This is a genomic window from Serratia sp. CMO1, assembly GCF_015689115.1.
GTDB classification, from domain to species: Bacteria; Pseudomonadota; Gammaproteobacteria; order Enterobacterales; family Enterobacteriaceae; genus Serratia; species Serratia marcescens.
This window is the reverse complement of record NZ_CP065032.1, coordinates 843,469-868,718: the sequence shown is the minus strand read 5'-3', so window position 1 is coordinate 868,718 and position 25,250 is coordinate 843,469. Positions and strand designations below refer to the sequence as shown.

20 protein-coding genes, 2 tRNA genes and 2 rRNA genes are annotated in these 25,250 nt (G+C 58.2%); 10 read left to right on the top strand and 14 right to left on the bottom strand.

What is annotated here, in order from left to right; translation table 11 throughout:
• Window positions 1-67: 67 nt before the first annotated feature.
• Together fadE and IT763_RS04010 are read left to right on the top strand one after the other, a co-directional pair.
• A complete protein-coding gene (fadE, locus tag IT763_RS04015) occupies window positions 68-2,524 on the top strand; it encodes an acyl-CoA dehydrogenase FadE (protein WP_206195198.1) in 2,457 nt (818 codons plus the stop codon).
• A gap of 291 nt (window positions 2,525-2,815) precedes the next feature.
• Window positions 2,816-2,968, top strand: coding sequence for a type I toxin-antitoxin system Hok family toxin (locus IT763_RS04010; protein ID WP_016928994.1), 153 nt, complete (start codon window positions 2,816-2,818; stop codon window positions 2,966-2,968).
• 73 nt (window positions 2,969-3,041) lie between these two features.
• Here the strand turns inward: IT763_RS04010 and mtnK are convergent, their stop codons facing one another.
• Window positions 3,042-4,241: an S-methyl-5-thioribose kinase gene (gene mtnK / locus IT763_RS04005; RefSeq protein WP_206195197.1), complete on the bottom strand. Its 1,200-nt coding sequence runs from the start codon at window positions 4,239-4,241 to the stop codon at window positions 3,042-3,044.
• Window positions 4,242-4,386: 145 nt separating this feature from the next.
• Between mtnK and mtnA the strand changes: the two genes are divergently transcribed.
• Window positions 4,387-5,415: an S-methyl-5-thioribose-1-phosphate isomerase gene (gene mtnA / locus IT763_RS04000; RefSeq protein WP_049299727.1), complete on the top strand. Its 1,029-nt coding sequence runs from the start codon at window positions 4,387-4,389 to the stop codon at window positions 5,413-5,415.
• 17 nt (window positions 5,416-5,432) lie between these two features.
• Here the strand turns inward: mtnA and IT763_RS03995 are convergent, their stop codons facing one another.
• Genes IT763_RS03995 through IT763_RS03985 form a run of 3 tightly spaced genes read right to left on the bottom strand, consistent with a single transcriptional unit; the run spans window position 5,433 to window position 7,272 of the window.
• On the bottom strand, window positions 5,433-5,975 hold the full coding sequence (locus tag IT763_RS03995; RefSeq protein ID WP_028127829.1) for an acireductone dioxygenase: 543 nt from the start codon (window positions 5,973-5,975) through the stop codon (window positions 5,433-5,435).
• Window positions 5,972-6,661, bottom strand: coding sequence for an acireductone synthase (gene mtnC, locus IT763_RS03990; protein WP_016928998.1), 690 nt, complete (start codon window positions 6,659-6,661; stop codon window positions 5,972-5,974). The genes IT763_RS03995 and mtnC overlap by 4 nt, the downstream gene beginning before the upstream one ends.
• Window positions 6,658-7,272 (bottom strand): methylthioribulose 1-phosphate dehydratase, encoded by a 615-nt coding sequence (locus IT763_RS03985; protein WP_016928999.1) that lies wholly within the window; start codon window positions 7,270-7,272, stop codon window positions 6,658-6,660. The genes mtnC and IT763_RS03985 overlap by 4 nt, the downstream gene beginning before the upstream one ends.
• A 164-nt stretch (window positions 7,273-7,436) precedes the next feature.
• Here IT763_RS03985 and IT763_RS03980 point away from each other — a divergent pair, with 164 nt between their 5' ends.
• Window positions 7,437-8,597, top strand: coding sequence for a pyridoxal phosphate-dependent aminotransferase (locus IT763_RS03980; RefSeq protein ID WP_016929000.1), 1,161 nt, complete (start codon window positions 7,437-7,439; stop codon window positions 8,595-8,597).
• Window positions 8,585-9,358, top strand: a complete 774-nt coding sequence (locus IT763_RS03975; protein WP_206195196.1) for an amidohydrolase — start codon at window positions 8,585-8,587, stop codon at window positions 9,356-9,358. The genes IT763_RS03980 and IT763_RS03975 overlap by 13 nt, the downstream gene beginning before the upstream one ends.
• 152 nt (window positions 9,359-9,510) lie before the next feature.
• On the opposite strand, the gene IT763_RS03970 is transcribed toward IT763_RS03975, so the two are convergent.
• Window positions 9,511-10,389 (bottom strand): siderophore-interacting protein, encoded by an 879-nt coding sequence (locus IT763_RS03970; RefSeq protein ID WP_116403898.1) that lies wholly within the window; start codon window positions 10,387-10,389, stop codon window positions 9,511-9,513.
• A 234-nt stretch (window positions 10,390-10,623) separates the two neighbouring features.
• Between IT763_RS03970 and IT763_RS03965 the strand changes: the two genes are divergently transcribed.
• Complete coding sequence (locus IT763_RS03965; RefSeq protein ID WP_049299730.1) at window positions 10,624-12,864, top strand: TonB-dependent siderophore receptor; 2,241 nt, start codon at window positions 10,624-10,626, stop codon at window positions 12,862-12,864.
• A 105-nt stretch (window positions 12,865-12,969) separates the two neighbouring features.
• Here the strand turns inward: IT763_RS03965 and IT763_RS03960 are convergent.
• Together IT763_RS03960 and dnaQ are read right to left on the bottom strand one after the other, a co-directional pair.
• Window positions 12,970-13,046, bottom strand: a tRNA-Asp gene (locus IT763_RS03960).
• 144 nt (window positions 13,047-13,190) lie between these two features.
• On the bottom strand, window positions 13,191-13,934 hold the full coding sequence (gene dnaQ, locus IT763_RS03955; protein WP_143778594.1) for a DNA polymerase III subunit epsilon: 744 nt from the start codon (window positions 13,932-13,934) through the stop codon (window positions 13,191-13,193).
• A 72-nt stretch (window positions 13,935-14,006) separates the two neighbouring features.
• On the opposite strand from dnaQ, the gene rnhA reads away from it, so the two are divergent.
• Window positions 14,007-14,474, top strand: a complete 468-nt coding sequence (gene rnhA / locus IT763_RS03950; RefSeq protein ID WP_004930193.1) for a ribonuclease HI — start codon at window positions 14,007-14,009, stop codon at window positions 14,472-14,474.
• On the opposite strand, the gene IT763_RS03945 is transcribed toward rnhA, so the two are convergent.
• Window positions 14,471-15,190 carry a class I SAM-dependent methyltransferase gene (locus IT763_RS03945; RefSeq protein WP_049300346.1) on the bottom strand — a complete coding sequence of 240 codons (720 nt, stop codon included), beginning with the start codon at window positions 15,188-15,190 and terminating at the stop codon, window positions 14,471-14,473. The two genes, rnhA and IT763_RS03945, sit on opposite strands and share 4 nt — an antisense overlap.
• A 44-nt stretch (window positions 15,191-15,234) precedes the next feature.
• Here IT763_RS03945 and gloB point away from each other — a divergent pair, with 44 nt between their 5' ends.
• Window positions 15,235-15,990 carry a hydroxyacylglutathione hydrolase gene (gene gloB / locus IT763_RS03940; RefSeq protein ID WP_206195195.1) on the top strand — a complete coding sequence of 252 codons (756 nt, stop codon included), beginning with the start codon at window positions 15,235-15,237 and terminating at the stop codon, window positions 15,988-15,990.
• Window positions 15,991-16,061: 71 nt separating this feature from the next.
• Window positions 16,062-17,444 carry a murein transglycosylase D gene (mltD, locus tag IT763_RS03935; protein ID WP_206195194.1) on the top strand — a complete coding sequence of 461 codons (1,383 nt, stop codon included), beginning with the start codon at window positions 16,062-16,064 and terminating at the stop codon, window positions 17,442-17,444.
• Window positions 17,445-17,495: 51 nt separating this feature from the next.
• Here the strand turns inward: mltD and IT763_RS03930 are convergent, their stop codons facing one another.
• Both IT763_RS03930 and IT763_RS03925 read right to left on the bottom strand, forming a co-directional pair.
• Window positions 17,496-18,269: an endonuclease/exonuclease/phosphatase family protein gene (locus IT763_RS03930; RefSeq protein WP_033634215.1), complete on the bottom strand. Its 774-nt coding sequence runs from the start codon at window positions 18,267-18,269 to the stop codon at window positions 17,496-17,498.
• A 260-nt stretch (window positions 18,270-18,529) separates the two neighbouring features.
• Entirely contained in the window at window positions 18,530-19,705 is a 1,176-nt protein-coding gene (locus IT763_RS03925; RefSeq protein ID WP_016929008.1) for an MFS transporter, read from the bottom strand.
• A gap of 105 nt (window positions 19,706-19,810) precedes the next feature.
• Between IT763_RS03925 and yafC the strand changes: the two genes are divergently transcribed.
• On the top strand, window positions 19,811-20,698 hold the full coding sequence (gene yafC / locus IT763_RS03920; protein WP_206195193.1) for a DNA-binding transcriptional regulator YafC: 888 nt from the start codon (window positions 19,811-19,813) through the stop codon (window positions 20,696-20,698).
• 47 nt (window positions 20,699-20,745) lie between these two features.
• On the opposite strand, the gene dkgB is transcribed toward yafC, so the two are convergent.
• The 4 genes from dkgB to IT763_RS03900 form a co-directional block, all read right to left on the bottom strand.
• Window positions 20,746-21,549: a 2,5-didehydrogluconate reductase DkgB gene (gene dkgB, locus IT763_RS03915; RefSeq protein ID WP_015376713.1), complete on the bottom strand. Its 804-nt coding sequence runs from the start codon at window positions 21,547-21,549 to the stop codon at window positions 20,746-20,748.
• Between the two features lie 210 nt (window positions 21,550-21,759).
• Window positions 21,760-21,836, bottom strand: a tRNA-Asp gene (locus IT763_RS03910).
• Between the two features lie 94 nt (window positions 21,837-21,930).
• A 5S ribosomal RNA gene (gene rrf, locus IT763_RS03905) occupies window positions 21,931-22,046 on the bottom strand.
• Between the two features lie 99 nt (window positions 22,047-22,145).
• A 23S ribosomal RNA gene (locus tag IT763_RS03900) occupies window positions 22,146-25,053 on the bottom strand.
• Between the last annotated feature and the right edge of the window lie 197 nt (window positions 25,054-25,250).

The window sequence follows — 25,250 nt, the reverse complement described above, 5'->3', positions numbered from 1 at the left end:
CTGCCTTGTACTAAAACCTATTACATACACACAACAGGTCAGACCTCTTACTACTTCGGAGCTTCTTATGATAGTTCTTAGTATCGTCGTTTTCCTGGCTCTCCTCGGCGTGGTGTTCTACCACCGAGTGAACCTTACCCTCAGCAGCCTGATCCTGGTGGCGTACACCGCCGTCATGGGCGCTATCGGCCTGTGGAGCTTCTGGCTGTTGCTGCCGCTGGCGATCGTGCTGCTGCCGCTGAACCTTTCCTCTGTGCGCCGTTCCCTGCTCTCCGCGCCGGCGCTGCGCGCCTTCCGCAAGGTGATGCCGCCGATGTCCACCACCGAGAAGGAAGCGATCGACGCCGGCACCACTTGGTGGGAAGGCGATCTGTTCCGCGGTGCGCCGGACTGGAACAAGCTGCACAGCTACCCGAAACCGCGCCTGACGGAAGAAGAGCAGGCGTTTATCGACGGCCCGGTGGAAGAAGCCTGCCGCATGGCCAACGACTTCCAGATCACCCACGAACTGGCCGATCTGCCGCCAGAACTCTGGGCGTACCTGAAAGAACACCGTTTCTTCGCGATGATCATCAAGAAAGAGTACGGCGGTCTGGAATTCTCCCCTTACGCTCAGGCGATGGTGCTGCAAAAACTGGCCGGCGTTTCCGGCATCCTGGCGATCACCGTCGGCGTGCCGAACTCCCTCGGCCCGGGCGAACTGCTGCAGCACTACGGCACCGAAGAACAGAAAAACCACTATCTGCCGGGCCTGGCGCGCGGCGACGAAATCCCATGCTTCGCGCTGACCAGCCCGGAAGCGGGTTCCGATGCCGGCGCGATCCCGGACGTCGGCACCGTGTGCATGGGCGAATGGCAAGGCAAGCAGGTGCTGGGCATGCGCCTGACCTGGAACAAGCGCTACATCACGTTGGCGCCGGTCGCCACCGTACTGGGCCTGGCGTTCAAACTGCATGACCCGAACCGCCTGCTGAGCGACAACGAATCACCGGGCATCACCTGTGCGCTGATCCCGACCAGCACCCCGGGCGTGGAAATCGGCAACCGTCACTTTCCGCTGAACGTGCCGTTCCAGAACGGCCCGACCCGCGGCACCGACGTGTTCGTGCCGATCGATTACATCATCGGCGGGCCGAAAATGGCCGGCCAGGGCTGGCGCATGCTGGTTGAGTGCCTGTCGGTCGGTCGCGGCATCACCCTGCCGTCCAACTCTACCGGCAGCCTGAAATCCATCGCCCTGGCGACCGGCGCCTACGCGCACATTCGCCGTCAGTTCAAGATCTCCATCGGCAAGATGGAAGGGATCGAGGAACCGTTGGCGCGCATCGCCGGCAACACCTATGTGATGGACGCCGCCGCTTCGCTGATCACCTATGCGCTGGTGCAGGGCGAGAAGCCGGCCGTGCTGTCGGCCATCGTCAAATACCACTGCACGCACCGCGGCCAGCAGTCGATCGTTGACGCCATGGATATCGCCGGCGGTAAAGGCATCATGCTGGGCGAATCCAACTTCCTGGCTCGCGCTTATCAGGGGGCACCGATCGCCATCACGGTGGAAGGCGCGAACATCCTGACCCGCACCATGATGATCTTCGGTCAGGGCGCGATCCGCTGCCATCCTTATGTGCTGGATGAAATGGCGGCGGCGCAGAACAACGATCTGAACGCCTTCGATAAATCGCTGTTCGGCCACCTGGGTCACGTCGGCAGCAACAAGGTACGCAGCTTCTGGCTGGGCCTGACCAACGGCCGCACCAGCGCCACGCCAACCAAGGACGCGACCCGTCGTTACTATCAGCAGCTGAACCGCCTGAGCGCCAACCTGGCGCTGCTGTCGGACGTTTCCATGGGCGTGCTGGGCGGCAGCCTGAAGCGCCGTGAGCGCATCTCCGCTCGCCTGGGGGATATCCTCAGCCAGATGTATTTGGCTTCCGCCGTGCTGAAACGCTTTGACGACGAAGGCCGTCAGAAAGAAGATCTGCCGCTGGTGCATTGGGGCGTGCAAGACAGCCTGCATAAAGCCGAACAGGCGCTGGATGATCTGCTGCGCAACTTCCCGAACCGCTTTATCGCCGGCGCGCTGCGCTTCGTGGTCTTCCCGTTCGGCCGCGTGCATACTGCGCCGTCCGATCGCCTGGATCATCAGTTGGCCAAGATCCTGCAGGTGCCTTCCGCCACCCGCAGCCGTCTGGGGCGCGGCCAGTACCTGACGCCGAGCGAGCATAACCCAATCGGCCTGCTGGAAGCGGCGCTGGCCGACGTGATGGCCGCCGAGCCGATTCACGAACGTCTGTGCAAGGCGGCCGGCAAAAACCTGCCGTTCACCCGTCTGGATCGTTTGGCGGAGCGCGCGCTGGAAGAAGGCAAGATCAGCGCCGACGAAGCGAAGATCCTGGTGAAAGCCGAAGAGAGCCGCCTGCGCTCCATCAACGTGGACGACTTTGCGCCGGATGCGCTGGCGGCCGCCAAGCCGGAAAAGCCGGCGGCGCAGTCTAAGCGCCAGCAGCAGACCGAAGCGGCTTAACGCCAATTCCCACTCCACGCATCCAAGGGGCGATCATCATCGCCCCTTTTTTCTTTTGCTTTCAGGACAAACTGCGCACCACGCCGCAGGTTGGCGCAACGGCGGATTTCACAGGAAGGAAGTTCGGGTAGACCGCGCGGCGGGTGCTCTGGATCTTTCTGTCCGGAGCCTTGGCAAAGGAGAGAAAGAGAAAGGCCCCGAGTCGATATTATCAACCCGAGGCCACTCTGATGCCTAGCAACATCAGGTTAGCCTCTTACCCGCCGCAAGGCAAGGATAGGGAGGTCAAAAATGCAGCAAAAACGGGTCGTACTTAAACTGGTGATCGTCTGTATGACGCTGCTCGCGTTCATCTGGCTAACCCGCGGTTCGCTGTGCGAACTGCGCATCAGGTTGGGAGACTCGGAGGTTGCGGCCACTTTGGCTTACGAATCCGGACGGTAAGGCAACCCAACGGCGGGGTTCGCCCCGCCCGTTGGCTGATGGTGTCAGGCAGGATCCACGAGCACCCGCCTTTTCAGCCCTGCTGACGAATGCGCGCCAACAGCGCGTCGATATGCTCGATCTGCGGCGCATTGACGATCAGCGTGCGCCCCAATCCCAGGGCGTGACGCTGACAGTCGAGGCGCATGTCGGCGTCGGCGATGCTGTCCAGATCGGCGACGTGCGCCAGGCCGATAGTGCGCCGAATCAGCTCGGTGCCGCAGTACCCTACCGCATCAATCCAGACCTGCTGCAGGAACTGCTCGGCGTAACCCGGCGTCGCCAGCGCCGCATCGCGGCTTTGCTGATGGCACAGCGCCAGAAAGCGATCGGCAAAGATCAGCCACAGCTCGCGCACATCCTGCAGCCGCTGCTCGCGCCCGGCGGCGGCGTCGCGCGGCCCGAACAGCCCCGGCTGGCCGCAATAGTTGAGCAGCAGGTTGCCTAACGCAGTGCCGACATCGAAACCGATCGGGCCGTAGAAACCGAATTCGGCGTCGATCGCTTTCAATCGCCCTTCCGCCACGAAGATCGAACCGCTGTGGATATCCCCGTGCAACAGCGCCTCCGCCTTGCTGAGGAAGCGATGTTTCAGGCCGGCGACCGCCAACTTCAGCGGCGCATCCTCGCGCAGCGCCTGCACCTGCGGCAACAGCGCCGCCTCGAACTGATTGCGCTCATGGTCGATATAGGGATCGGTAAAGAACAGATCTTCGGTGATCTGACACAGTTCGGGGTTGGTGAAACGGCTGACTTCCGCCTTTTTCTGCTGCGCCGACTGATAAAAATCGGAGGTGTGAAACAGCGTCTGCGCCAGGTATTCCGCCAGTTGCCCGGCCGCCAGCGGATGATAGTTCCCCTGCACCAGTTCACTGCGCCAGATGCGATGATCGGAGAGATCTTCCTGCACCATCACCGCCAACTCGGGATCGTGATGCAAGACTTTTACCGTATGCCGCGGGCAGAAACCGCCGTGGACCAGCAGCGTTTCCGCTTCGATGCGCACCCGATCCAACGTCAGCGGCCAGGATTCGCCCACGCAGCGCACGTAGGGCAGCGCCTGTTTGACGATCACCCGGCTCACACCTTCACGATCGCGGATCTTGAACACCAGGTTCAGGTTGCCGTCACCGATCTCGTCGGCGCTCACCAGCGCCTGCGGTTCGGCCACCTGCCCGTATTGGCGGGCATATTCAACGGCATCGGCAGCCGTAAACGTACGATAAAGCGACATTCCCCAACCCCTCTGTTCTCTCTCACTGACCCAGCAACTCTGATTATTTAGACGTAAAAGCATTTGGACGTCTATACATCTGGAAGTCATGTTGGCAGAATAGCGTTTCAGATGCAATAACCACGCAACAAGGAATTAACCGCCGATGCAAGCGCTTAACACCACCAGTTTGACCCTGCGAGATAACCGCCTTTGGATCCTCGATCAGCAAGCCCTGCCGCAGGAAAAGCGGTGGCGCGCTTGCGACAGCGTGGAAGAGTTGGTCGGGCACATTCACAGCCTGCGGGTGCGCGGCGCTCCGCTGATCGGGCTGTCCGCCAGCCTGCTGTTGGCGCTGCTCGCGGAACGCGGTCTGCCGCGCGCCGAGCTGGAGCAGGCGCTGCACACGCTGCGCGCCGCCCGCCCGACGGCGGTTAACCTGATGAACAATCTGGATCGCATGAAGTTGGCGCTGGCGGAACCTGACTGGGCGCCGGCGATGGTGGACGAAGCGCTGCGGTTGGTGGAGGAGGATCGCCTGCTGTGCGATCGCATCGCCGATCGCGGCGCAGGGCTGGTCAAGCCCGGCAGCCGCCTGCTGACCCACTGCAATACCGGCGGATTGGCCACCGCCGGCGTCGGCACCGCTATCGGGGTGCTGCTGCGCGCCCACCAGCAGGGCAAGGTGCAACAAGTATGGGTCGATGAAACCCGGCCGCTGCTGCAGGGCGGCCGCCTGACCGCCTGGGAACTGGGCGAGCTGGGCATTCCCTATCGTCTGATCTGCGATTCAATGGCCGCCAGCCTGATGGCGCAAGGCCAGGTCGATGCGGTATGGGTCGGCGCGGATCGCATCGCCGCCAACGGCGACGTCGCCAACAAGATTGGCACCTACAGCCTGGCGGTGCTGGCGCACTATCACGGCATCCCGTTCTACGTGGCCGCCCCGCACACCACCCACGATCCGCACTGTCCGGACGGCGCCGCCATCCCGATCGAGCAACGCGCGGCGGCCGAAGTCACCGGCGTTTCAGGCAGCTTCGGCACCTGCCAGTGGGCGCCGGCCAAGGCGCCGGTCTACAATCCGGCGTTCGACGTCACGCCGGCAAAACTCATCAGCGGGTGGGTGTTCGACAGCGGCGTGATCACGCCGCAGCAGGTTGAAGCGGGGATTTTCCGGCGGACACTGGGTTAACGCCCGCCGGTTGACGATCAGTCCAGACGCGGATAGGCATCGGCGATCGTGTCGCCGGTGAAATGCGCCACCCAGCCCTCCGGGTTGTCAAATACCCGGATCGCGGTAAAGTGCGGCGCCGAGCCCATATCGAACCAGTGACGGGTGTTGGCCGGCACTGAGATCAGATCGTTCTTTTCGCACAGGATCTGGAAGATCTTGCCGTCCAGATGCAGGCAAAACAGCCCCGCCCCTTCAACGAAAAAGCGCACTTCATCCTCACCGTGCGTGTGTTCGGACAGGAATTTTTCGCGCAGCGCCTGACGCTGTTCGTGGTCCGGCCGCATGCTGATCACGTCCCAGCTCTGGTAGCCCTTTTCCGCCACCAGCCGGTCGATCTCATGCTGGTAGGCGGCGATCACCGCCTGCGGCTGCGGATTGTCGCCCAGTTCGCGATCCGCCTGCCAACGCTCAAAGCGCACGCCGATCTGCGCCAGCTGCCGCTGGATTTCCTGCGCGTCGCGGCTCTGCCACAGCGGCTGCTGCGGCGCTGTATCACTGAAAATGGTCAATCCACTCATGAGACAAACTCCCCTAAATCGATATGATCAAAACGGCTGACCTGCGGATGCCGGCTCTGTGCATCCGCCTCATCGCGGATCAGCTGGCAGGTATGCCAGCCGGCGGCCTGCGCGGCGTCCAGTTCCTGGTGGATATCGGACAGGAACAACAGTTCGTCGGGCGCGATGCCGATAGCCTGCGCAATGTTGCGGTACGACGCGGTTTCACGCTTGGCGCCGACGTGCGTGTCGAAATAGCCGCTGAACAGCGGCTGCAGATCGCCGGCGCTGCTGTGGCCGAACAGCAGCTTCTGCGCTTCCACCGAACCGGAGGAATAGACGTAAAGCTTCAGCCCCTGACGCTGCCAGGCGGCCAACTGCCCCGCAACCTCCGGGTACAGATGCCCGCGGAAATCCCCTTCGCGATAGCCGCTGCGCCAGATGATGCCCTGCAGCGCCTTGAGCGCGGTGGATTTGCGGTCTTCATCCATAAAGCGGTACAGCGCGGCGATCAGCGCGTCGAGATCCGCCTGCGGCTGGTCAATTTCAGCGCGCAGCGCCGCCAGCGGCGCGGCGACTTCGCTCTCCGTGGCGTGACGGCGTACAAAATCCGCCAGCCGTTCGCGGGCATAGGGAAACAATACCTGGTGCACGAAGCGAATATCGCTGGTGGTGCCTTCAATATCGGTCACGATAGCGCGGATCATTTCGCCTCCAGCAAGCGACGTTGCAGTTCACACTGGAACAGGAATTCCAGCCCTTCGAGATGGCGGCGGGCTTCCGCCACCTGACTTCCCCAGCAATAGAGACCGTGGCCGCGCACCAGAAAACCGTACTGCAGCGGCGTGACCTCGGCATAGGCCGCGACGCGCGACGCCAGCCGGGGAATGTCCTGATCGTTATCGAAAATGGGGATCGCCACGCTGTCCAGGTGGCTGCGCTGACCGGCGAGCGACTTTTGCATTTCGTACCCCTGCAGCACCAACGCATCGCCGCGTTCCACCCGCGACAACACGGTGGCGTTGACGGAATGGGTATGCAACACCGCGCCAAGGTGCGGGTACAAGCGATAGAGCAGCGTATGCAGCCCGGTTTCCGCCGACGGCGTACGGCCGCTCGGCACATGATTGTCGGCGATATCCACCTGCAGAAAATCGGCGGCGCTCAGGCTGCCTTTGTCTTTGCCGGATTCGGTGACCAGGCACTGGCGTTCGTCGAGGCGCAGCGACATGTTGCCGCCGGTCGCCGGACACCAGCCTTTGTCGCCAATCCAGTGGCAGGCCGCCAGTAATGCGGTAAGTTGCGGATTCTCCGTCATTGTTATCGTTTCCCGTTCGGTAAGGCGGCCGGCAGATGAAACGTTGCCTGCCGCGTGGCGGGCTAAGCACTTTTTCGCATTTAGCCATCTAAGCGTCTTGATTGCCAAATACTAGCATCGTGTTATATTGACGGCAATATAAGCGCCTGGAGTATTCACCTGCTATGAGCACTTCCGCATTGATTCCCGAAAGTAAACTGCCTGCCCTGGGCACCACCATCTTCACCCAAATGAGCGCGCTGGCGCAGCAGCATCAGGCGATCAACCTGTCGCAGGGCTTCCCTGATTTCGACGGGCCGGACTACCTGAAAGAACGCCTGGCCTGGCACGTCGCCCAGGGCGCCAACCAATATGCGCCGATGACCGGCGTGGCGGCGCTGCGCGAAGCCATCGCCGACAAAACCGCCGAGCTGTATGGCTGGCAGCCGGACGCCGGCGGCGAAGTGACCGTCACCGCCGGCGCCACCGAAGCGCTGTTCGCCGCCATCACCGCGCTGGTGCGCCCCGGCGATGAGGTGGTCTGTTTCGATCCGAGCTACGACAGCTACGCGCCGGCGGTGACGCTGGCGGGCGGCGTACTCAAACGCCTCGCCCTGCAGCCGCCCGCGTTTGCCGTGGATTGGCAACGGTTCGCCGCCGCGCTGTCGCCGCGCACCCGCCTGGTGATCGTCAACACGCCGCACAACCCGTCCGCCACCGCCTGGCAGGCGGAAGACATGCAACAGCTGTGGCACGCCATCGCCGAACGCGAAATCTACGTGCTCAGCGACGAGGTTTACGAACACATCTGCTTCGCCAAAGGCGGCCACGCCAGCGTGTTGGCCCACCCGCAGCTGCGCCAACGGGCGATCGCGGTCTCCTCTTTCGGAAAAACCTTCCACATGACCGGCTGGAAAGTGGGTTACTGCGTGGCGCCCGCCGCGCTGAGCGCTGAGGTGCGCAAGGTGCATCAATACCTGACCTTTTCGGTCAATACTCCGGCGCAGCTGGCGCTGGCGGATAGCCTGCGCGCCGAGCCGGAGCACTGGCGACAGCTGCCGGCGTTCTATCGCGCCAAGCGAGATCGCTTTGTGCAGGCGCTGGCGAGCAGCCGACTGGAAATTTTACCCTGCGCCGGTACATACTTCTTGCTGGCGGACTACAGCGCCATCTCCGATCTGGACGATGTAGCGTTCTGCCATTGGTTAACCGAGCACGTGGGCGTGGCGGCCATTCCGCTGTCGGTCTTCTGTGCCGATCCTTTCCCTCATAAATTGATCCGGCTGTGCTTCGCGAAACAGGACGCCACGCTGGATGCAGCTGCGGAGCGGTTATGTCGACTTTAAAAATTACCCTGTTGCAGCAACCGCTGGTCTGGCGCGACGGCCTCGCTAACCTGGCCGCCTTCGACGCGTTGCTGGCGCCGATCGCCGGGCGTGATCTCATCGTCTTGCCGGAAATGTTCACCACCGGTTTCGCCATGGATGCCGGCGAGAGCGCCCTGCCCGAACAGCAGGTGATCGACTGGCTGCACGGTTGGGCGGTGAAAAGCCATGCGTTAATCGGCGGCAGCGTGGCGCTGAAAACTGACGAGGGCGCGGTCAACCGCTTCCTGCTGGTGGAGCCGAGCGGCCAGGTGCATGCCTATGATAAACGCCATCTGTTCCGCATGGCCGGCGAACACCTGCACTACCAGGCCGGCAACCGGCGTGAAATCTTCGAGTGGCGCGGCTGGCGCATCCTGCCGCAGATCTGCTACGACCTGCGTTTCCCGGTCTGGGCGCGCTATCAGCAGGATTACGATCTGGCGCTGTACGTCGCCAACTGGCCGGCGCCGCGCAGCCGCCATTGGCAAACGCTGCTGGCGGCGCGGGCGATTGAAAATCAGGTGTATGTGGCGGGCTGCAACCGGGTGGGCGACGATGCCAACGGCCTGAACTACAGCGGAGACAGCCTGATCATCAGCCCGCAGGGCGAGATCCTGGCGGATGCCGAGCCCGGCGCAGCCGCGCAGCTGGACGCTGAGCTGTCGCTGGAAACCCTGCAGAGTTACCGCAACGCCTTCCCGGCCTGGCGCGACGCCGACAGCTTTCTGCGTCTCGACTGATTAAACACGCTCCCAGCCGGCGATTGGCACGTCGATGTTCGGCAGAGAGATAAAGGCTCCGCGCCGATCGCCGCCAGCTTGTCGCCGCGCGTCATCATCCGTGCGGCGGCCTGCTGCGCCTCCAGCGCCGATGCCGGAAAAGGACGGCGCACTCAACACCAGTAGGCCATAAAGTTAACGGTAGCGCGGTCCAGATCGCGTTCGCCGATCAGGTAACGCCGCAGCGTTTTCACCGTGGAAGACTCGGCCGCCACCCAGGCGTAGAAAGCGTTGCTGCCAGCTGCCCGCTCCCACAACACCTCATCGCTCAGGCTGCTTTCCACCAGGGACTGCGCCTGCGCACAGGCCGACGCGGGGATATCCACCCGCTGGCGCACCGCTTCCACCAGCAACGTGCCGTGCGCCAATTGGCGGCCCACATCGCGCGGCAGCCAGTAAACCTCGGCGAACGGGAAACGGGTCAAATCCAGGCAATCCCCCGCCTGCGGCACTTCGAAGAACGCCTGCACGCGCGGCGGATTAGCCTGCTGCGCCAATTGCTCCAGAATGCCCATCGCCGCCGGCACGGCCGTTTCATCGGCGATCAACAGCGCCTGCTGCAACTGCGCCGGCGGCGTCCATTCGTAGCCGCCGCTGTCGCCGTCGAAGTCAGCGTTGGGGGCGACGGTCTGAATGGCATCACCCGGCTCGGCGTGAGTCGCCCAGGCGGAGGCCGGGCCGTTCACGCCATGCAGCACGAACTCGACGTCCATCTGATTCTGCTCACGGCGCAGCGCACGCAGCGTATAAGTGCGCATCACCGGGCGCCGCTCTTTGGGGATCGCCATGTAATCGCCGTACCAGTCCGGGCTATTGGCCAATTGCGGGATCTGGCCGTCCGCCGCCGGGAACAGCAGTTTGATGCGCTGATCCGGCGCTTCCAGCTTCATCCGATGAATATCCGCACCTTCAAACACGCAGCGCACCAGCGAAGGTGAAATCAGTATTTTGCTTTTCAAGGTGATATCAAAAATTCTGTAGCTGGCGGACATGTTCTCGATTCTCCGGCAACGGCTGTCGCTTGAACGTATGGCCGATCGGCTGCCGTGTTGACGGCGTGGGTTGCTCGATCGCGCAGCGGGTAAAATGTCAATAAAACTAATTAATTACGTTAATGTATCGCAAAAAATCATATCATGATTTTATTGATAACAAGAAACGTTATTGATAAAAGAATCATTCTCAAAAATAACGCAATAACAATATCACCTGGGAAATAAATAACGATGAAACGCAAACACCTTTGGGTTTTGAACCCTTGTCTGCTGGCAATGCTTGCGCCAGCGGCCTGGGCCGAAGATCAGAAAGCCGGCGCCGAAGAGCAGATGGTGGTCTCAGCCAGCCGTTCACACCGTAGCATGGCGGAAATGGCGCAGACCACCTGGGTGATCGAAAGTCAGGAGATCGAACAGCAGGTTCAGGGCGGCAAAGAGATCAAGGACATGTTGGCGCAGCTGATCCCCGGCATGGACGTCAGCGGCCAGGGCCGCACCAACTATGGCATGAATATGCGCGGCCGCTCGATGATGGTGATGATTGACGGCGTGCGCCTGAATTCATCGCGCAGCGACAGCCGCCAGTTGGATTCGATCGATCCGTTCAATATCGATCATATCGAGGTGATTTCCGGCGCGACCTCGCTGTACGGCGGCGGCAGCACCGGCGGCCTGATCAATATCGTCACCAAAAAAGGGCAACAGGAACAGCAGGTCGAGTTGCAGGTCGGCGGTAAAACCGGCTTTGGCGGCCATAACGATCACGACGAGAACGTGGCGGCGGCGGTCAGCGGCGGCAACGACAACGCCTCGGGGCGCCTGTCCGTTTCTTACCAGCGCTATGGCGGCTGGTATGACGGCAAAGGCAATGAGGTATTGATCGACAATACCCAAACCGGCCTGCAGTATTCCAATCGCCTCGATGTGATGGGCACCGGCACCCTCAACATCGACGATCATCAACAGCTGCAGCTGACCACCCAATACTACAAAAGCCAGTCCGACGGCGATCACGGCCTGTTTCTGGGGGAAAACTTCGCGGCGGTGACCGGCAACGCCAAGGCGTACAACAGCGGTAACTTAAACTCCGATCGCATCCCCGGCACCGAGCGCCACCTGATCAACCTGCAATATTCCAACACCGATTTCCTCGGCCAGGATCTGGTGGCGCAGGTCTACTATCGCGACGAAACGTTGACCTTCTACCCATTCCCAACGCTGGCGGGCAAAGCGCCGAACTATTACGTCAGCAGCATTGGCGCTTCGCAGCAAAAAACCGATTTTTACGGCGGCAAACTGACGTTAAACAGCAAACCTGTCGACGCGCTGACGCTGACTTACGGCATCGACGCCGAGCATGAGAGCTTCAACGCCAACCAGCAGTTCTTCGACCTGGCGAAGGCCCAACAGTCCGGCGGCATGACGCTGGAGAACGCTTACGGCACCGGCCGCTACCCGAGCTATACCACCAGCAACCTGGCGTCGTTCCTGCAGGCCAGTTACGACATCAATCCCATCTTCACCCTGAGCGGCGGCGTGCGTTACCAGTACACCGAAAACAAGATTGATGACTTCGTCGGTTATAACCAGCAGCAGGCGATCGCCACCGGCGCCGCGACGTCCGCCGACGCTATACCGGGAGGGAAAACCGACTACAACAACGCGCTGTTCAATGCCGGCCTGTTGGCACATCTGACCGAGCGCCAGCAAACCTGGTTCAACTTCTCTCAGGGCTTCGAGATCCCGGATCCGGGCAAATATTACGGCAACGGCACCTACGCGTTGAACGGCAGCCATTATCAATTGCTGAAGAGCGTCAACGTCGGCGATTCCAAACTGGAAGGCATCAAGGTCAATGCCTACGAGCTGGGCTGGCGCTATACCGGCGATAACCTGCGCACGCAAATCGCCGCCTACTACTCGCTGTCCGACAAGAGCATCGCCATCAACAAAACCGACATGACCATCAACGTCAATGCGGACAAGCGGCGCATCTATGGGCTGGAAGGCGCGGTGGATTATTTCTTTGAAGACAGCGACTGGAGCGCCGGTACCAACTTCAACCTCATCCGTTCCGAAACCAAGGTCAACGGCGAATGGAAGAAGCTGGTGGTCGATACCGCCAGCCCATCGAAAGTCACCGCTTATGTCGGCTGGGCGCCGGGCGACTGGAATCTGCGCTTACAGTCGCAGCAAACCTTCGACGTGTCGGACGACGGCGATTACACCAAAGCCAACTCCACTCAGGGCCGCAAGATCGATGGCTACAACACCGTCGACTTCCTCGGCAGCTATACCCTGCCGGTAGGAAAAATCAGCTTCAGCGTGGAAAACCTGCTGGACAAGGAGTACACCACCGTTTGGGGCCAACGCGCGCCGATCCTGTACAGCCCGACCTACGGCTCGCCTGAGCTGTACAGCTATAAAGGCCGCGGACGCACCTTCGGCTTGAACTATTCGGTGTTATTCTGAGGATAAGGGGCCGGTCCGCCGGCCCCGTTGATTGGGCCGCACCGTTTTTCAGAGAACGGAAACGACGAAGCCCTGAGTTATCGCTAACTCAGGACTTCTGAATAGTGGCGGAACGGACGGGGCTCGAACCCGCGACCCCCTGCGTGACAGGCAGGTATTCTAACCAACTGAACTACCGCTCCGCGCCATTCCCTCTTGCGGGGGAACGAGGCGCATATTACGGACGCCTCTCGGTTCCGTCAACGCCTTTTTCTCCGCAAATGAACCGTTTGCACAGTTTTTCAACGAAGATTCATCCGGTGAGGTTTTTTCACGCAAAAACGCCGTTATTCCGCCGGCGCCCCGCGCCACAGGCAGCTACCGCCCTTTTTTGCCACCAGATCCAGACGCGCCTCGTGCGCCTTTATTTCTTCGTCGCTGGCGTAGACCACTTTCATCGCCGTAGCCGGGCGGACGATACGCTGTATTTCTTGCGCGGCGTCATTTTGCTGGGTATCCCCCTCCATCTGGAACGCTATCGAGGTCTGACCGCCGGTCATCGCCAGATAGACTTCCGCCAGGATCTCGGCATCGAGCAATGCGCCGTGCAGCGTACGCTTGCTGTTATCTATCTCATAACGGCTGCACAAGGCATCGAGGTTGTTGCGCTTGCCCGGGAACAGGCGACGCGCCATCAACAGGCTGTCGGTGATGGTGCAGAAGGTCTCGGTCTTCGGGATGCCCTGCTGCAACATGCGGAATTCGTGATCCATAAAGCCGATATCGAACGCCGCGTTATGGATCACCAGCTCGCCGCCGCGGATAAAGTCGAGAAATTCCTCGGCAACCTGATCGAAGGTCGGCTTGTCGGCCAGGAAGTCGTCGCTGATGCCGTGTACGCCGTAGGCTTCCGGATCCACCAGCCTATCCGGCTTGATGTAAACGTGGAAGTTGCGCCCGGTCAGGCGGCGGTTAATCACCTCCACCGCACCGATTTCGATGATGCGGTGCCCTTCGTAGTGCACCCCAAGCTTGTTCATACCGGTGGTTTCGGTATCGAGGACAATCTGTCTGGTGGTTGTAGAGATCATATTGCAGTGCTCACAGCGCTCGTTTATGTCAGACTTGGCTTTTATAAAACTGATAGGAAGAGTCTACCAGAGATGCTCAAACAGGTAGAAATTTTCACCGACGGCTCCTGCCTTGGCAACCCCGGCCCCGGTGGCTACGGCGCGATACTACGCTATAAGCAGACGGAAAAAACCTTCAGCGAAGGATTTCGTCTGACCACCAATAACCGCATGGAAATGATGGCGGCGATCGTGGCGCTGGAAGCGCTGACCGTCCCCTGCGCCGTGACGCTCAGTACCGACAGCCAGTACGTGCGCCAGGGCATCACCAGCTGGATCCATAACTGGAAGAAACGCGGTTGGAAAACCGCCGACAAAAAACCGGTCAAAAATGTCGATCTGTGGCAGCGGCTGGATCAGGCCATTCAGCGCCACGAGGTGAAATGGGAATGGGTCAAGGGCCACGCCGGCCATCCGGAGAACGAACGTTGTGACGTGCTGGCGCGCGAGGCGGCCGGCAAACCGACGCAGGAAGACGTCGGTTACCAACCGGAAGCCTAAGGCAGCTTGCGATAGCTCTTGGTCGCGCCCACCGCGCGGCTGAGAGACGGCTTTCTCGCCCCCAGTTTCATCGGCGTAGGCGTCAGCGGCAAGGTGCGCTTACGCGCCACAATCACGCTCATGCAGCCCAGCGCCGGCAAATGGGTACATAAAAACTTGCCGCCCTTGCGGTGCCACGGCAGCACGTGAAAACGCGCCTGGTGCAACACCTCGTAATTCAGCAGGCTGAGCCAATCCAGCAGCCGCATCTGGGTAAACATGCGGCTGACATAGGGCTGGCGGCGACGCAACCCGGGCACCAGCTTGCCCAATCCCAGCAGGCTGAACGGATTGAAGCTGCTGACGACCAACCAGCCGTCGTCGATCAACACCCTGTCCACTTCACGCAGCATGCGGTGCGGATCGTCCGCATAGGACAGCGTATGCGCCAGCAGGCAGGCATCTACCGACTTGGCGGCGAACGGCAGTTGATAAGCATCGGCGACCACCTGCAGCCCTTCCCCCTCCAGCCCTACGTTAACCTGGTGGGAGATTGCGCATTTGTCCGTGGCCAGCTCGGCGCTGAGCATGCCCATCTTCAGCAGATGGAAACCGAACAGCTTGGGCCACCAGGGTTGCAACTGCCGCTCGAGCGCTTCACGATAGTACTCCCCCCACGGCAGCTCAGCCCAGGACTGCGGGCCGGTGAGCTTTTGTAGAGTATGGGCTGGTTTCATGATTTATTATCTTCTTTCAAGCCGTTGCCAACGAGAGGTACACCATGAATCTTATCAGCATTCCCGCCTTCCAGGACAATTACATTTGGTTATTGGATGACCGACAGGGGCGCTGCATTATCGTCGATCCGGGTGAAGCGCAGCCGGTACTTGAAGCGTTGCAGCGCCTGCAGCTGGCGCCGGCGGCGATCCTGCTGACCCACCATCATCACGATCACGTCGGCGGCGTGGCGCAGATCGTGGCGCAGTATCCCGGCCTGGCCGTCTATGGGCCGCAAGAAACCGCGGACAAAGGCGCCAACCACATCGTCCGCGACTGCGACACCTTTGACATCGATGGCCGCCACTACAAGACTATCGCCGTTCCCGGTCATACGTTGGGCCATGTGGCATTCTATAGTGCCCCTTATCTGTTCTGCGGCGACACCATTTTCTCCGCCGGCTGCGGCAGGCTGTTTGAAGGCACCGCCAAACAAATGTACGACTCATTTCAACAACTCGCGCAACTTCCCGATAACACCTTAATTTGCTGCGCGCATGAATATACTCTTTCAAATCTTAAGTTTGCGCGGGCTATTTTGCCGGAAGATCGAGAGATTGAAACATATCAACAACATGTTGAAGCGTTAAGGGCAAAAGGCCAAGCCAGCGTGCCGACTACATTGCAATTAGAGCGCAAAATTAACCTATTTTTACGCTGCCATGACACTGATTTACAAAAGAAATTAGGCTTTAATTCACCACCCCAAAGCCTTCATTCAGTTTTTTCCGAATTACGCCTGCGGAAAGATAACTTCTAAGCTTTTAGTTGTGTTATTTGGCGAAGCAAAGTATTATTGCTCGTCTTTTAAGCAACTACATTGACACACACATGAAGGCTAAAGCGATATTTCTCGCCTCAGTCTTGCTAGTGGGTTGCCAGTCGTCCAGGCAGGACGCACCGGCGCCAGAACAGCATGCACAGAGTTTGTCTTCGGCTGGTCAAGATGGTGAAGCAGGAGAGTACACAGCAAATGGCCGAGCGAGCTCGGCGCGGTGGTTGGATAACAACAGTCCCGCCGCGCACCAGGACCTGTGGAACTTCATTAGCGACGAGCTGAAGATGGAGGTTCCGGAAAATTCCCGGATCCGTGATCAGAAAAGAAAGTACTTAAAAAGTAAGAGCTATCTCCACGATGTAACATTACGGGCAGAGCCGTACATGTACTGGATAGTCGGGCAGATTAAGAAACGTAATATGCCGATGGAACTGGTACTGCTACCCATAGTGGAGAGCGCTTTTGACCCACACGCCACGTCAAGTGCCAACGCCGCAGGGCTATGGCAAATCGTGCCGCAAACGGGTCGCAATTATGGTTTGAAAAACAATCAGTGGTATGACGGTCGACGCGATGTCGTCGCCTCAACAACCGCTGCGCTTAACATGATGCAGCGCTTGAACCGCATGTTTAACGGCGACTGGTTACTGACCGTAGCCGCCTATAACAGTGGTGAAGGCCGCGTGATGCAAGCGGTGAAGGCAAACAAACGCCAGGGTAAGCCAACCAATTTCTGGGCATTGTCGCTTCCGCGTGAAACGTCAATCTATGTCCCGAAAATGCTGGCGCTGAGCGACATCATCAAGAACAGCAAGAAGTACGGCGTGAAACTCCCGAAAACGGATGAAACCCGTGCGCTGGCGCGTATTGATGTCGGACAGCAGATCCAGCTGACTCAGGCGGCTGAGATGGCAGGGCTTTCAGTCACCAAGATGAAAGCGTATAACCCAGGCTACAAAAAAGGCGTTACGGCACCCAACGGGCCCCATTACATCATGGTTCCCAAAGGACATGCCGAGCAACTGAAAGACTCGCTGGCCGATGGCCAGATCGCCGTGACTCAGCCAACGACGCAGTTGGCGAAGAACAGCGGTTTGACCGGTGGCAGTTCGTATAAAGTGCGCTCCGGCGACACCTTATCGGGCATTGCCAAGCGGCTGAACGTTAAGACCAGCGATTTGCAGAGTTGGAACAACTTACGCGCCAAGAGCGCCATAAAAGTTGGGCAAACCCTGCAAGTGGCCAGCAATACTGGCAGTAACAGCAGTATCACCTACCAGGTCCGTAAAGGTGATTCGCTCGCCAGTATCGCACGTCGTCACGGCGTCGATATTAACGACGTGATGCGTTGGAATTCAACGCTCGCCAAAGGCAACCTGCAGCCAGGTCTGAAGCTGACCCTGTTTGTCGGCAACAAGCTAACGCCGGATACCTAAGTTTCCGGTACAAAAAAGCACCCTGCGGGGTGCTTTTTTATTACCTGCGATTCACCAGACGGGAGAGTCTTTTTCCGGGTGGAACTCCACCAACAACGGATTGTGATCCGACGCGCTGGTCACCAATACCGACGCCTCCACCACCCCCAGATTGCGGTAAAATACGAAATCCAGCGGACGGCCGAAGGCCTTGCGGCGATGATCGTCGGCGAAGCTCACTTCGCGCAGCGCCATCTCTCCGGCGAAGTCATACAGCGCATTGATGCGCTTGCGGCTCCAGGCGTTGAAGTCCCCGGCCATGATCACCGGCCCCCGGTGGCTGGCGATCTGCTCACCAATTGGCCCCAATTGCTTGCTGTAGACGTCGACGCCCAGGCTAAAGTTCACCGCATGGATGTTCACCACCATCAACAGCTCGCCGTTGTACAGCGGATAAACGGTGATCAGGGCCGACTTGGACAGCCGCAGCAGCGGCTCTCGCTCGCGCAGCGGGCAACAGTAAACAGGATGAGCGGCCGCCAGCGTCATCACGCCGGAAGGGTGCTGCGGTAGCACAAAGGCCGGTACCTGATCGGCCGCCAGGTAGTTGGCGGTAGCGTAGCTCACCAGCTCCGGCGTGGTTTGCGCCTCTTGCAACAGCACCAGTTGCGCGTCTTTGCCATGGTTTTTCAGCACCGAAAGCCAGTCGGCTCGCTGCTGTTTGAAAATATTCCACACCATAACGCGCAAGGCGCCGGTCGTCGGCAGCGCCGCCCCTGGCGGCAACGGCTGGTTAACGGCGCCAGGAAAGATTCGCTCAACTGGCTGACCTGCAACATACCGCATTGCATAAGTTCGTTTCGGCACGCGATTCGCCTATTACCCAGTAACATGAAAACTGGCGATGAAGACTCGCCAACGATGAATTGATTATACGCCTACCCCGCATAGAGGGCATGGCTTTTGCGGGCATCACCTTTTCAGTTATAGGGGCCACCTGCAGCGATTTCAATCTTCTGACGGTATAGCTGTGTAAAGGTGGGGGATAATAGGTGAAAAATGCGAAAAGGCCCGCAAAACGCGGGCCAGGCAGTAATAGTTGCCTATCAAGCTGTTTGCCGCTGAGACTTTTTATCCAGACGGCCACTGAGGCTAACCAGCAACAATGCAACCACCACGATCAGCGCGCCAATCCAGGGGGTCTGCGCCAGCCCCAGCGAGGCAACGGTCTGGCCGCCAATCACCGAACCAAGCGCAATGCCGATGTTGAACGCCGCGATGTTGAGACCGGACGCCACATCCACCGCATTTGGCGTGTATTGCGCGGCTTTTTGTACCACATAGACCTGCAGCCCCGGCACGTTGCCGAAAGCGAACACGCCCATCGCAATCACCGTCAGCAAAGCGGCGATACTGTGGCTGGCGGTAAACTGAAACACCAGTAACAAAACGGCCAACGCGGCAAAGATAAAGCTCAACGCACGCACCGCCCCATGGCGATCGGCCAGCTTGCCCCCCCAGATGTTACCCACCGCCACCGCGACGCCATAAGCCAACAGTATCCAGCTCACGGTCGGAGCAGAGAAGCCCGCCAGTTCCTGCATCATCGGCGCAAGGAAGGTAAAGGTCGTGAAGACCCCGCCGTATCCCAATGCGGTAATTGCGTAAATCAGCAGCAGACGAGGATGGGTCAGTACTTTCATTTGTTCCCGCACGCCGGCGCTGCCCTGGTTCTTGATATTGTTCGGCACCAGAATAATGCTGGCCACTGTAGCGACCGCGCCAATCAGAGAAACGGCCAGGAAGGTTTCACGCCAGCCAAACTGCTGGCCGATGAATGTCCCTAACGGTACGCCGGTCACCAGCGCCACCGTCAGGCCACCAAACATGATGGCAATGGCGGAAGCCGCCTTCTCTTTCGCCACCAGGCTCGTCGCGATAGTGGAGCCGATAGAGAAGAACACGCCGTGCGCCAGGCCGGTCAACAACCGGGCAATCACCAGCGATTCATAGCTGGGTGATTGCCAGGCCAGCAGGTTGCCGAGAGTGAACAGCGCCATCAGGCCAACCAGCAGCAGCTTGCGCGGTATACGGCTGGTCAGGGCCGTCAGCACCGGCGCGCCAATGGCCACGCCGAGGGCATAGATAGTCACCAGCAATCCAGCGGACGGTACGGTCACCCCAAGCTGTTCCGCGATAGTCGGGATCAACCCGACAATCACGAACTCGGTCGTGCCGATAGCAAAAGCGCTGATGGTTAAGGCAAGTAATGCGAGTGGCATTTTTTACTCCGAAATAGCATTCAAGTTGATGACGGCTATTATCGGCCTATGCTTAAATGATAAAAATGCTCAAAATTTCAAATTAACTTTGCTATCGGAGCAAAAATGAAAGCAAACTCAGACGAGCTGATCACCTTTGTCACCGTAGTGGAAAGCGGCAGCTTCAGCCGGGCGGCCGAACGCCTGGAACAAGCGAACTCCGTAGTCAGCCGAACGGTGAAAAAACTGGAAAGCAAACTGGGCGTGACGTTGCTCAACCGCACCACGCGCCAAATCAGCCTGACTCAGGAAGGAGAGAATTACTTTCGCCAGGTGCAGAAGGTACTGAACGACATGGCCGCGGCGGAAAATGCGTTGATGGAAAGCCGCCAGCGTCCGCAAGGCCTGCTGCGCGTCGACGCGGCAACGCCGGTGGTGCTGCACATGCTGACGCCTTTAGTGGCGGAGTTCCGCGAACGTTATCCTGAAATGTCGCTATCGCTGGTGTCTTCGGAAAACTTTATCAATTTGATCGAGCGAAAAGTGGATATCGCAATCCGCGTAGGCGAACTGACCGATTCCACGCTGAAAGCACGCAAACTGATGACCAGCTATCGGCATGTGCTCGCCTCTCCCGCCTATCTGGCTCAACACGGCACGCCGCTAACGGTAGAAGATCTTGCATATCACTGCTGCATCGGCTTCAACGACCTGCCCAGCCTGAACCGCTGGCCACTGGCTTGTTCAGATGGCAGCCAGTTGGAAATCACCCCAGGCTTGACGACCAATAGCGGAGAAACCCAGCGCCATCTCTGTCTGCATGGCAACGGTATCGCCTGCCTGTCGGACTTTATGAGCGACGAAGATATCAAACGTGGAGATTTGGTTCCGATTCTGGTGGAAGCGACACTGCCGGTCGCCATGCCGATCAACGCGGTTTATTACAGCGACAGCGCCGTCAGCAACCGTCTGCGCAGCTTTATTGATTTTGTGAGTGAATACCTGAAACGATAAAAAAGGCGCCCCGATGGGCGCCTTATGCTGACTACTGCGAGGAATGATTAATCCCAGTTTGGCGCCAGACCTTCCGGGCTAACCAGACGGCCGTTGCACTCCAGTGCGGCAATCTGCGCCATATCTTCGTCGGTCAGCGTCAGTTGCTGCGCCAACAGGTTGCTCGCCAGGTTTTCACGCTTGGTCGAGGAAGGAATAACTGCATAGCCCAGTTTCAATGCCCAAGCCAGGACAACCTGTGCTGGAGTTGCATTGTGACGAGCGGCGATGCTTTTGATCGTTTCATCCTGCAGCGCTTTGCCGTAGGCCAACGTCATGTAAGAGGTGATGGCGATGCCGTGCTGCTGCGCGAATTCTACCACCTTGCGGTTCTGCAAGAACGGTGACAGCTCGATTTGGTTGGTGGCAATTTCATCGGCGCCAATCGCGTCAATCGCTTGCTGCATCAAATCGATGGTGAAGTTAGATACGCCAATTTGGCGAGTCAGTCCCAGCTTTTTCGCTTCCAGCAGCTCAGCCATAAATTCGGCAACCGGCACTTCGTCATTGGGTGACGGCCAGTGGATCAGCGTCAGATCAACGTAGGACGTTTGCAGTTTTTTCAGGCTTTCTTGCAGGCTTGGGATCAGCGTGCCTTTCGCCAGGTTCGCGATCCAAATCTTGGTGGTGATGAACAGGTCTTCACGTTTCACGCCGCTGGCAGCGATAGCCTGGCCAACAGCCGCTTCGTTTTCATAGATCTGCGCGGTATCGATAGTGCGATAGCCCAGCTCGAGTGCGGTGCTGACAGAATCGATAACAACCTGATCCTGAAGGCGGAAAGTACCTAAACCAAATGCAGGGATGCTCATAATGTTTTCTCTCATTAACAGGTAGATGTGGTATGAGGAAGATTATGGCAACTTTTTTATTGATCAAAAACGCCTGGTTCGGCATAAGACTTTTGATCTAACGGCAACAATATGGGGGTAAGGCGGTAAGGAAGGATAATTCCGGCCTGAAAAGCGTAAAATGCAGATATGAAAAAGCCCTGAGTCGAGACTCAGGGCTTATCAATTAAGTGGCGGAACGGACGGGGCTCGAACCCGCGACCCCCTGCGTGACAGGCAGGTATTCTAACCAACTGAACTACCGCTCCACCGATTCTTTTACGTTGCATCTTTCGATGCCGGCAATATCGCGTTCTGCGATTTGCGCATTACCAGTCGTCACACTGATAACGTTTATTTGATGCCTGGCAGTGTCCTACTCTCGCATGGGGAGACCCCACACTACCATCGGCGCTACGGCGTTTCACTTCTGAGTTCGGCATGGGGTCAGGTGGGACCACCGCGCTATTGCCGCCAGGCAAATTCTGTTTCATTCCAACCGCTTCACTTTCGTGTCGCCATCAGAACCAATCTCGGAACTTCGCTGAAAATCTCTCTAAAAACACCTTCGGTGTTGTAAGGTTAAGCCTCACGGATCATTAGTACTGGTTAGCTCAATGCATCGCTGCACTTACACACCCAGCCTATCAACGTCTTAGTCTTAAACGTTCCTTCAGGGGCCTTGAAGGCCCAGGGAAGACTCATCTTGAGGCAAGTTTCGCGCTTAGATGCTTTCAGCGCTTATCTTTTCCGCACTTAGCTACCGGGCAATGCCATTGGCATGACAACCCGAACACCAGTGGTGCGTTCACTCCGGTCCTCTCGTACTAGGAGCAACCCCTCTCAATCTTCCAACGCCCACGGCAGATAGGGACCGAACTGTCTCACGACGTTCTAAACCCAGCTCGCGTACCACTTTAAATGGCGAACAGCCATACCCTTGGGACCTACTTCAGCCCCAGGATGTGATGAGCCGACATCGAGGTGCCAAACACCGCCGTCGATATGAACTCTTGGGCGGTATCAGCCTGTTATCCCCGGAGTACCTTTTATCCGTTGAGCGATGGCCCTTCCATTCAGAACCACCGGATCACTAAGACCTACTTTCGTACCTGCTCGAGCCGTCACTCTCGCAGTCAAGCTAGCTTATGCCTTTGCACTAACCTCACGATGTCCGACCGTGATTAGCTAACCTTCGTGCTCCTCCGTTACTCTTTGGGAGGAGACCGCCCCAGTCAAACTACCCACCAGACACTGTCCTCACCCCAGATTATGGGGCCGAGTTAGAACATCAAACATTAAAGGGTGGTATTTCAAGGATGGCTCCACGCAGACTGGCGTCCACGCTTCAAAGCCTCCCACCTATCCTACACATCAAGGCTCAATGTTCAGTGTCAAGCTATAGTAAAGGTTCACGGGGTCTTTCCGTCTTGCCGCGGGTACACTGCATCTTCACAGCGAGTTCAATTTCACTGAGTCTCGGGTGGAGACAGCCTGGCCATCATTACGCCATTCGTGCAGGTCGGAACTTACCCGACAAGGAATTTCGCTACCTTAGGACCGTTATAGTTACGGCCGCCGTTTACTGGGGCTTCGATCAAGAGCTTCGCCTTGCGGCTGACCCCATCAATTAACCTTCCAGCACCGGGCAGGCGTCACACCGTATACGTCCACTTTCGTGTTTGCACAGTGCTGTGTTTTTATTAAACAGTTGCAGCCAGCTGGTATCTTCGACTGGCTTCAGCTCCATCCGCGAGGGACTTCACCTACATGCCAGCGTGCCTTCTCCCGAAGTTACGGCACCATTTTGCCTAGTTCCTTCACCCGAGTTCTCTCAAGCGCCTTGGTATTCTATACCTGACCACCTGTGTCGGTTTGGGGTACGATTTAATGTTACCTGGAGCTTAGAGGATTTTCCTGGAAGCAGGGCATCAACTACTTCTGCACCGTAGTGCATCGTCATCACGCCTCAGGGTTAGTATGCAACCGGATTTACCAGGTCACACCCCCTACACGCTTAAACCGGGACAACCGTCGCCCGGCTAGCCTAGCCTTCTCCGTCCCCCCTTCGCAGTAACACCAAGTACAGGAATATTAACCTGTTTCCCATCGACTACGCTTTTCAGCCTCGCCTTAGGGGTCGACTCACCCTGCCCCGATTAACGTTGGACAGGAACCCTTGGTCTTCCGGCGAGCGGGCTTTTCACCCGCTTTATCGTTACTTATGTCAGCATTCGCACTTCTGATACCTCCAGCAACCCTCACAGGCCACCTTCACCGGCTTACAGAACGCTCCCCTACCCAACAACGCCTAAGCGTCGCTGCCGCAGCTTCGGTGCATGGTTTAGCCCCGTTACATCTTCCGCGCAGGCCGACTCGACCAGTGAGCTATTACGCTTTCTTTAAATGATGGCTGCTTCTAAGCCAACATCCTGGCTGTCTATGCCTTCCCACATCGTTTCCCACTTAACCATGACTTTGGGACCTTAGCTGGCGGTCTGGGTTGTTTCCCTCTTCACGACGGACGTTAGCACCCGCCGTGTGTCTCCCGTGATAACATTCTTCGGTATTCGGAGTTTGCATCGGTTTGGTAAGCCGGGATGGCCCCCTAGCCGAAACAGTGCTCTACCCCCGAAGATGAGTTCACGAGGCGCTACCTAAATAGCTTTCGGGGAGAACCAGCTATCTCCCGGTTTGATTGGCCTTTCACCCCCAGCCACAAGTCATCCGCTAATTTTTCAACATTAGTCGGTTCGGTCCTCCAGTTAGTGTTACCCAACCTTCAACCTGCCCATGGCTAGATCACCGGGTTTCGGGTCTATACCTTGCAACTATTCGCCCAGTTAAGACTCGGTTTCCCTACGGCTCCCCTATACGGTTAACCTTGCTACAAAATATAAGTCGCTGACCCATTATACAAAAGGTACGCAGTCACACCACGAAGGTGCTCCCACTGCTTGTACGTACACGGTTTCAGGTTCTATTTCACTCCCCTCGCCGGGGTTCTTTTCGCCTTTCCCTCACGGTACTGGTTCACTATCGGTCAGTCAGGAGTATTTAGCCTTGGAGGATGGTCCCCCCATATTCAGACAGGATGTCACGTGTCCCGCCCTACTCATCGAACTCACGACCTGTGCATTTTAGTGTACGGGGCTATCACCCTTTGCTGCGCGACTTTCCAGACGCTTCCACTAACACACAAGCCGATTCAGGTTCTGGGCTCCTCCCCGTTCGCTCGCCGCTACTGGGGGAATCTCGGTTGATTTCTTTTCCTCGGGGTACTTAGATGTTTCAGTTCCCCCGGTTCGCCTCATGCCACTATGTATTCATGACATGATAGTGTGTCGAAACACACTGGGTTTCCCCATTCGGGTATCGCCGGTTATAACGGTTCATATCACCTTACCGACGCTTTTCGCAGATTAGCACGCCCTTCATCGCCTCTGACTGCCTAGGCATCCACCGTGTACGCTTAGTCACTTAACCTCACAACCCGAAGATGTTTCCATCGTTCGTGCTGCAAACATTTGAGAGACTCTATGACAGGTTACTCTTCATCCCGGTACTTCTACGGAGGGATAAATTTCAGCCGTCATGTTTCAATTTTCAGCTTGTTCCAGATTGTTAAAGAGCAATATCTTAAACATGACTCGGAAGTCATCTTTAAGATATGGTGTATCGTC

Bases quoted from the DNA above. Each gene is read 5' to 3' on its own strand.
- IT763_RS03985 (WP_016928999.1), bottom strand. From the start codon at position 7,272: ATGACGGAGAATCCGCAACTTACCGCATTACTGGCGGCCTGCCACTGG.
- IT763_RS03945 (WP_049300346.1), bottom strand. From the start codon at position 15,190: ATGAAACCAGCCCATACTCTACAAAAGCTCACCGGCCCGCAGTCCTGG.
- gloB (WP_206195195.1), top strand. From the start codon at position 15,235: ATGAATCTTATCAGCATTCCCGCCTTCCAGGACAATTACATTTGGTTA.
- mtnC (WP_016928998.1), bottom strand. From the start codon at position 6,661: ATGATCCGCGCTATCGTGACCGATATTGAAGGCACCACCAGCGATATT.
- yafC (WP_206195193.1), top strand. From the start codon at position 19,811: ATGAAAGCAAACTCAGACGAGCTGATCACCTTTGTCACCGTAGTGGAA.
- IT763_RS03975 (WP_206195196.1), top strand. From the start codon at position 8,585: ATGTCGACTTTAAAAATTACCCTGTTGCAGCAACCGCTGGTCTGGCGC.
- fadE (WP_206195198.1), top strand. From the start codon at position 68: ATGATAGTTCTTAGTATCGTCGTTTTCCTGGCTCTCCTCGGCGTGGTG.
- IT763_RS03970 (WP_116403898.1), bottom strand. From the start codon at position 10,389: ATGTCCGCCAGCTACAGAATTTTTGATATCACCTTGAAAAGCAAAATA.
- IT763_RS03965 (WP_049299730.1), top strand. From the start codon at position 10,624: ATGAAACGCAAACACCTTTGGGTTTTGAACCCTTGTCTGCTGGCAATG.
- IT763_RS03930 (WP_033634215.1), bottom strand. From the start codon at position 18,269: ATGCGGTATGTTGCAGGTCAGCCAGTTGAGCGAATCTTTCCTGGCGCC.
- IT763_RS04010 (WP_016928994.1), top strand. From the start codon at position 2,816: ATGCAGCAAAAACGGGTCGTACTTAAACTGGTGATCGTCTGTATGACG.
- dnaQ (WP_143778594.1), bottom strand. From the start codon at position 13,934: ATGATCTCTACAACCACCAGACAGATTGTCCTCGATACCGAAACCACC.
- IT763_RS03980 (WP_016929000.1), top strand. From the start codon at position 7,437: ATGAGCACTTCCGCATTGATTCCCGAAAGTAAACTGCCTGCCCTGGGC.
- mtnK (WP_206195197.1), bottom strand. From the start codon at position 4,241: ATGTCGCTTTATCGTACGTTTACGGCTGCCGATGCCGTTGAATATGCC.
- IT763_RS03995 (WP_028127829.1), bottom strand. From the start codon at position 5,975: ATGAGTGGATTGACCATTTTCAGTGATACAGCGCCGCAGCAGCCGCTG.
- dkgB (WP_015376713.1), bottom strand. From the start codon at position 21,549: ATGAGCATCCCTGCATTTGGTTTAGGTACTTTCCGCCTTCAGGATCAG.
- rnhA (WP_004930193.1), top strand. From the start codon at position 14,007: ATGCTCAAACAGGTAGAAATTTTCACCGACGGCTCCTGCCTTGGCAAC.
- mltD (WP_206195194.1), top strand. From the start codon at position 16,062: ATGAAGGCTAAAGCGATATTTCTCGCCTCAGTCTTGCTAGTGGGTTGC.
- mtnA (WP_049299727.1), top strand. From the start codon at position 4,387: ATGCAAGCGCTTAACACCACCAGTTTGACCCTGCGAGATAACCGCCTT.
- IT763_RS03925 (WP_016929008.1), bottom strand. From the start codon at position 19,705: ATGCCACTCGCATTACTTGCCTTAACCATCAGCGCTTTTGCTATCGGC.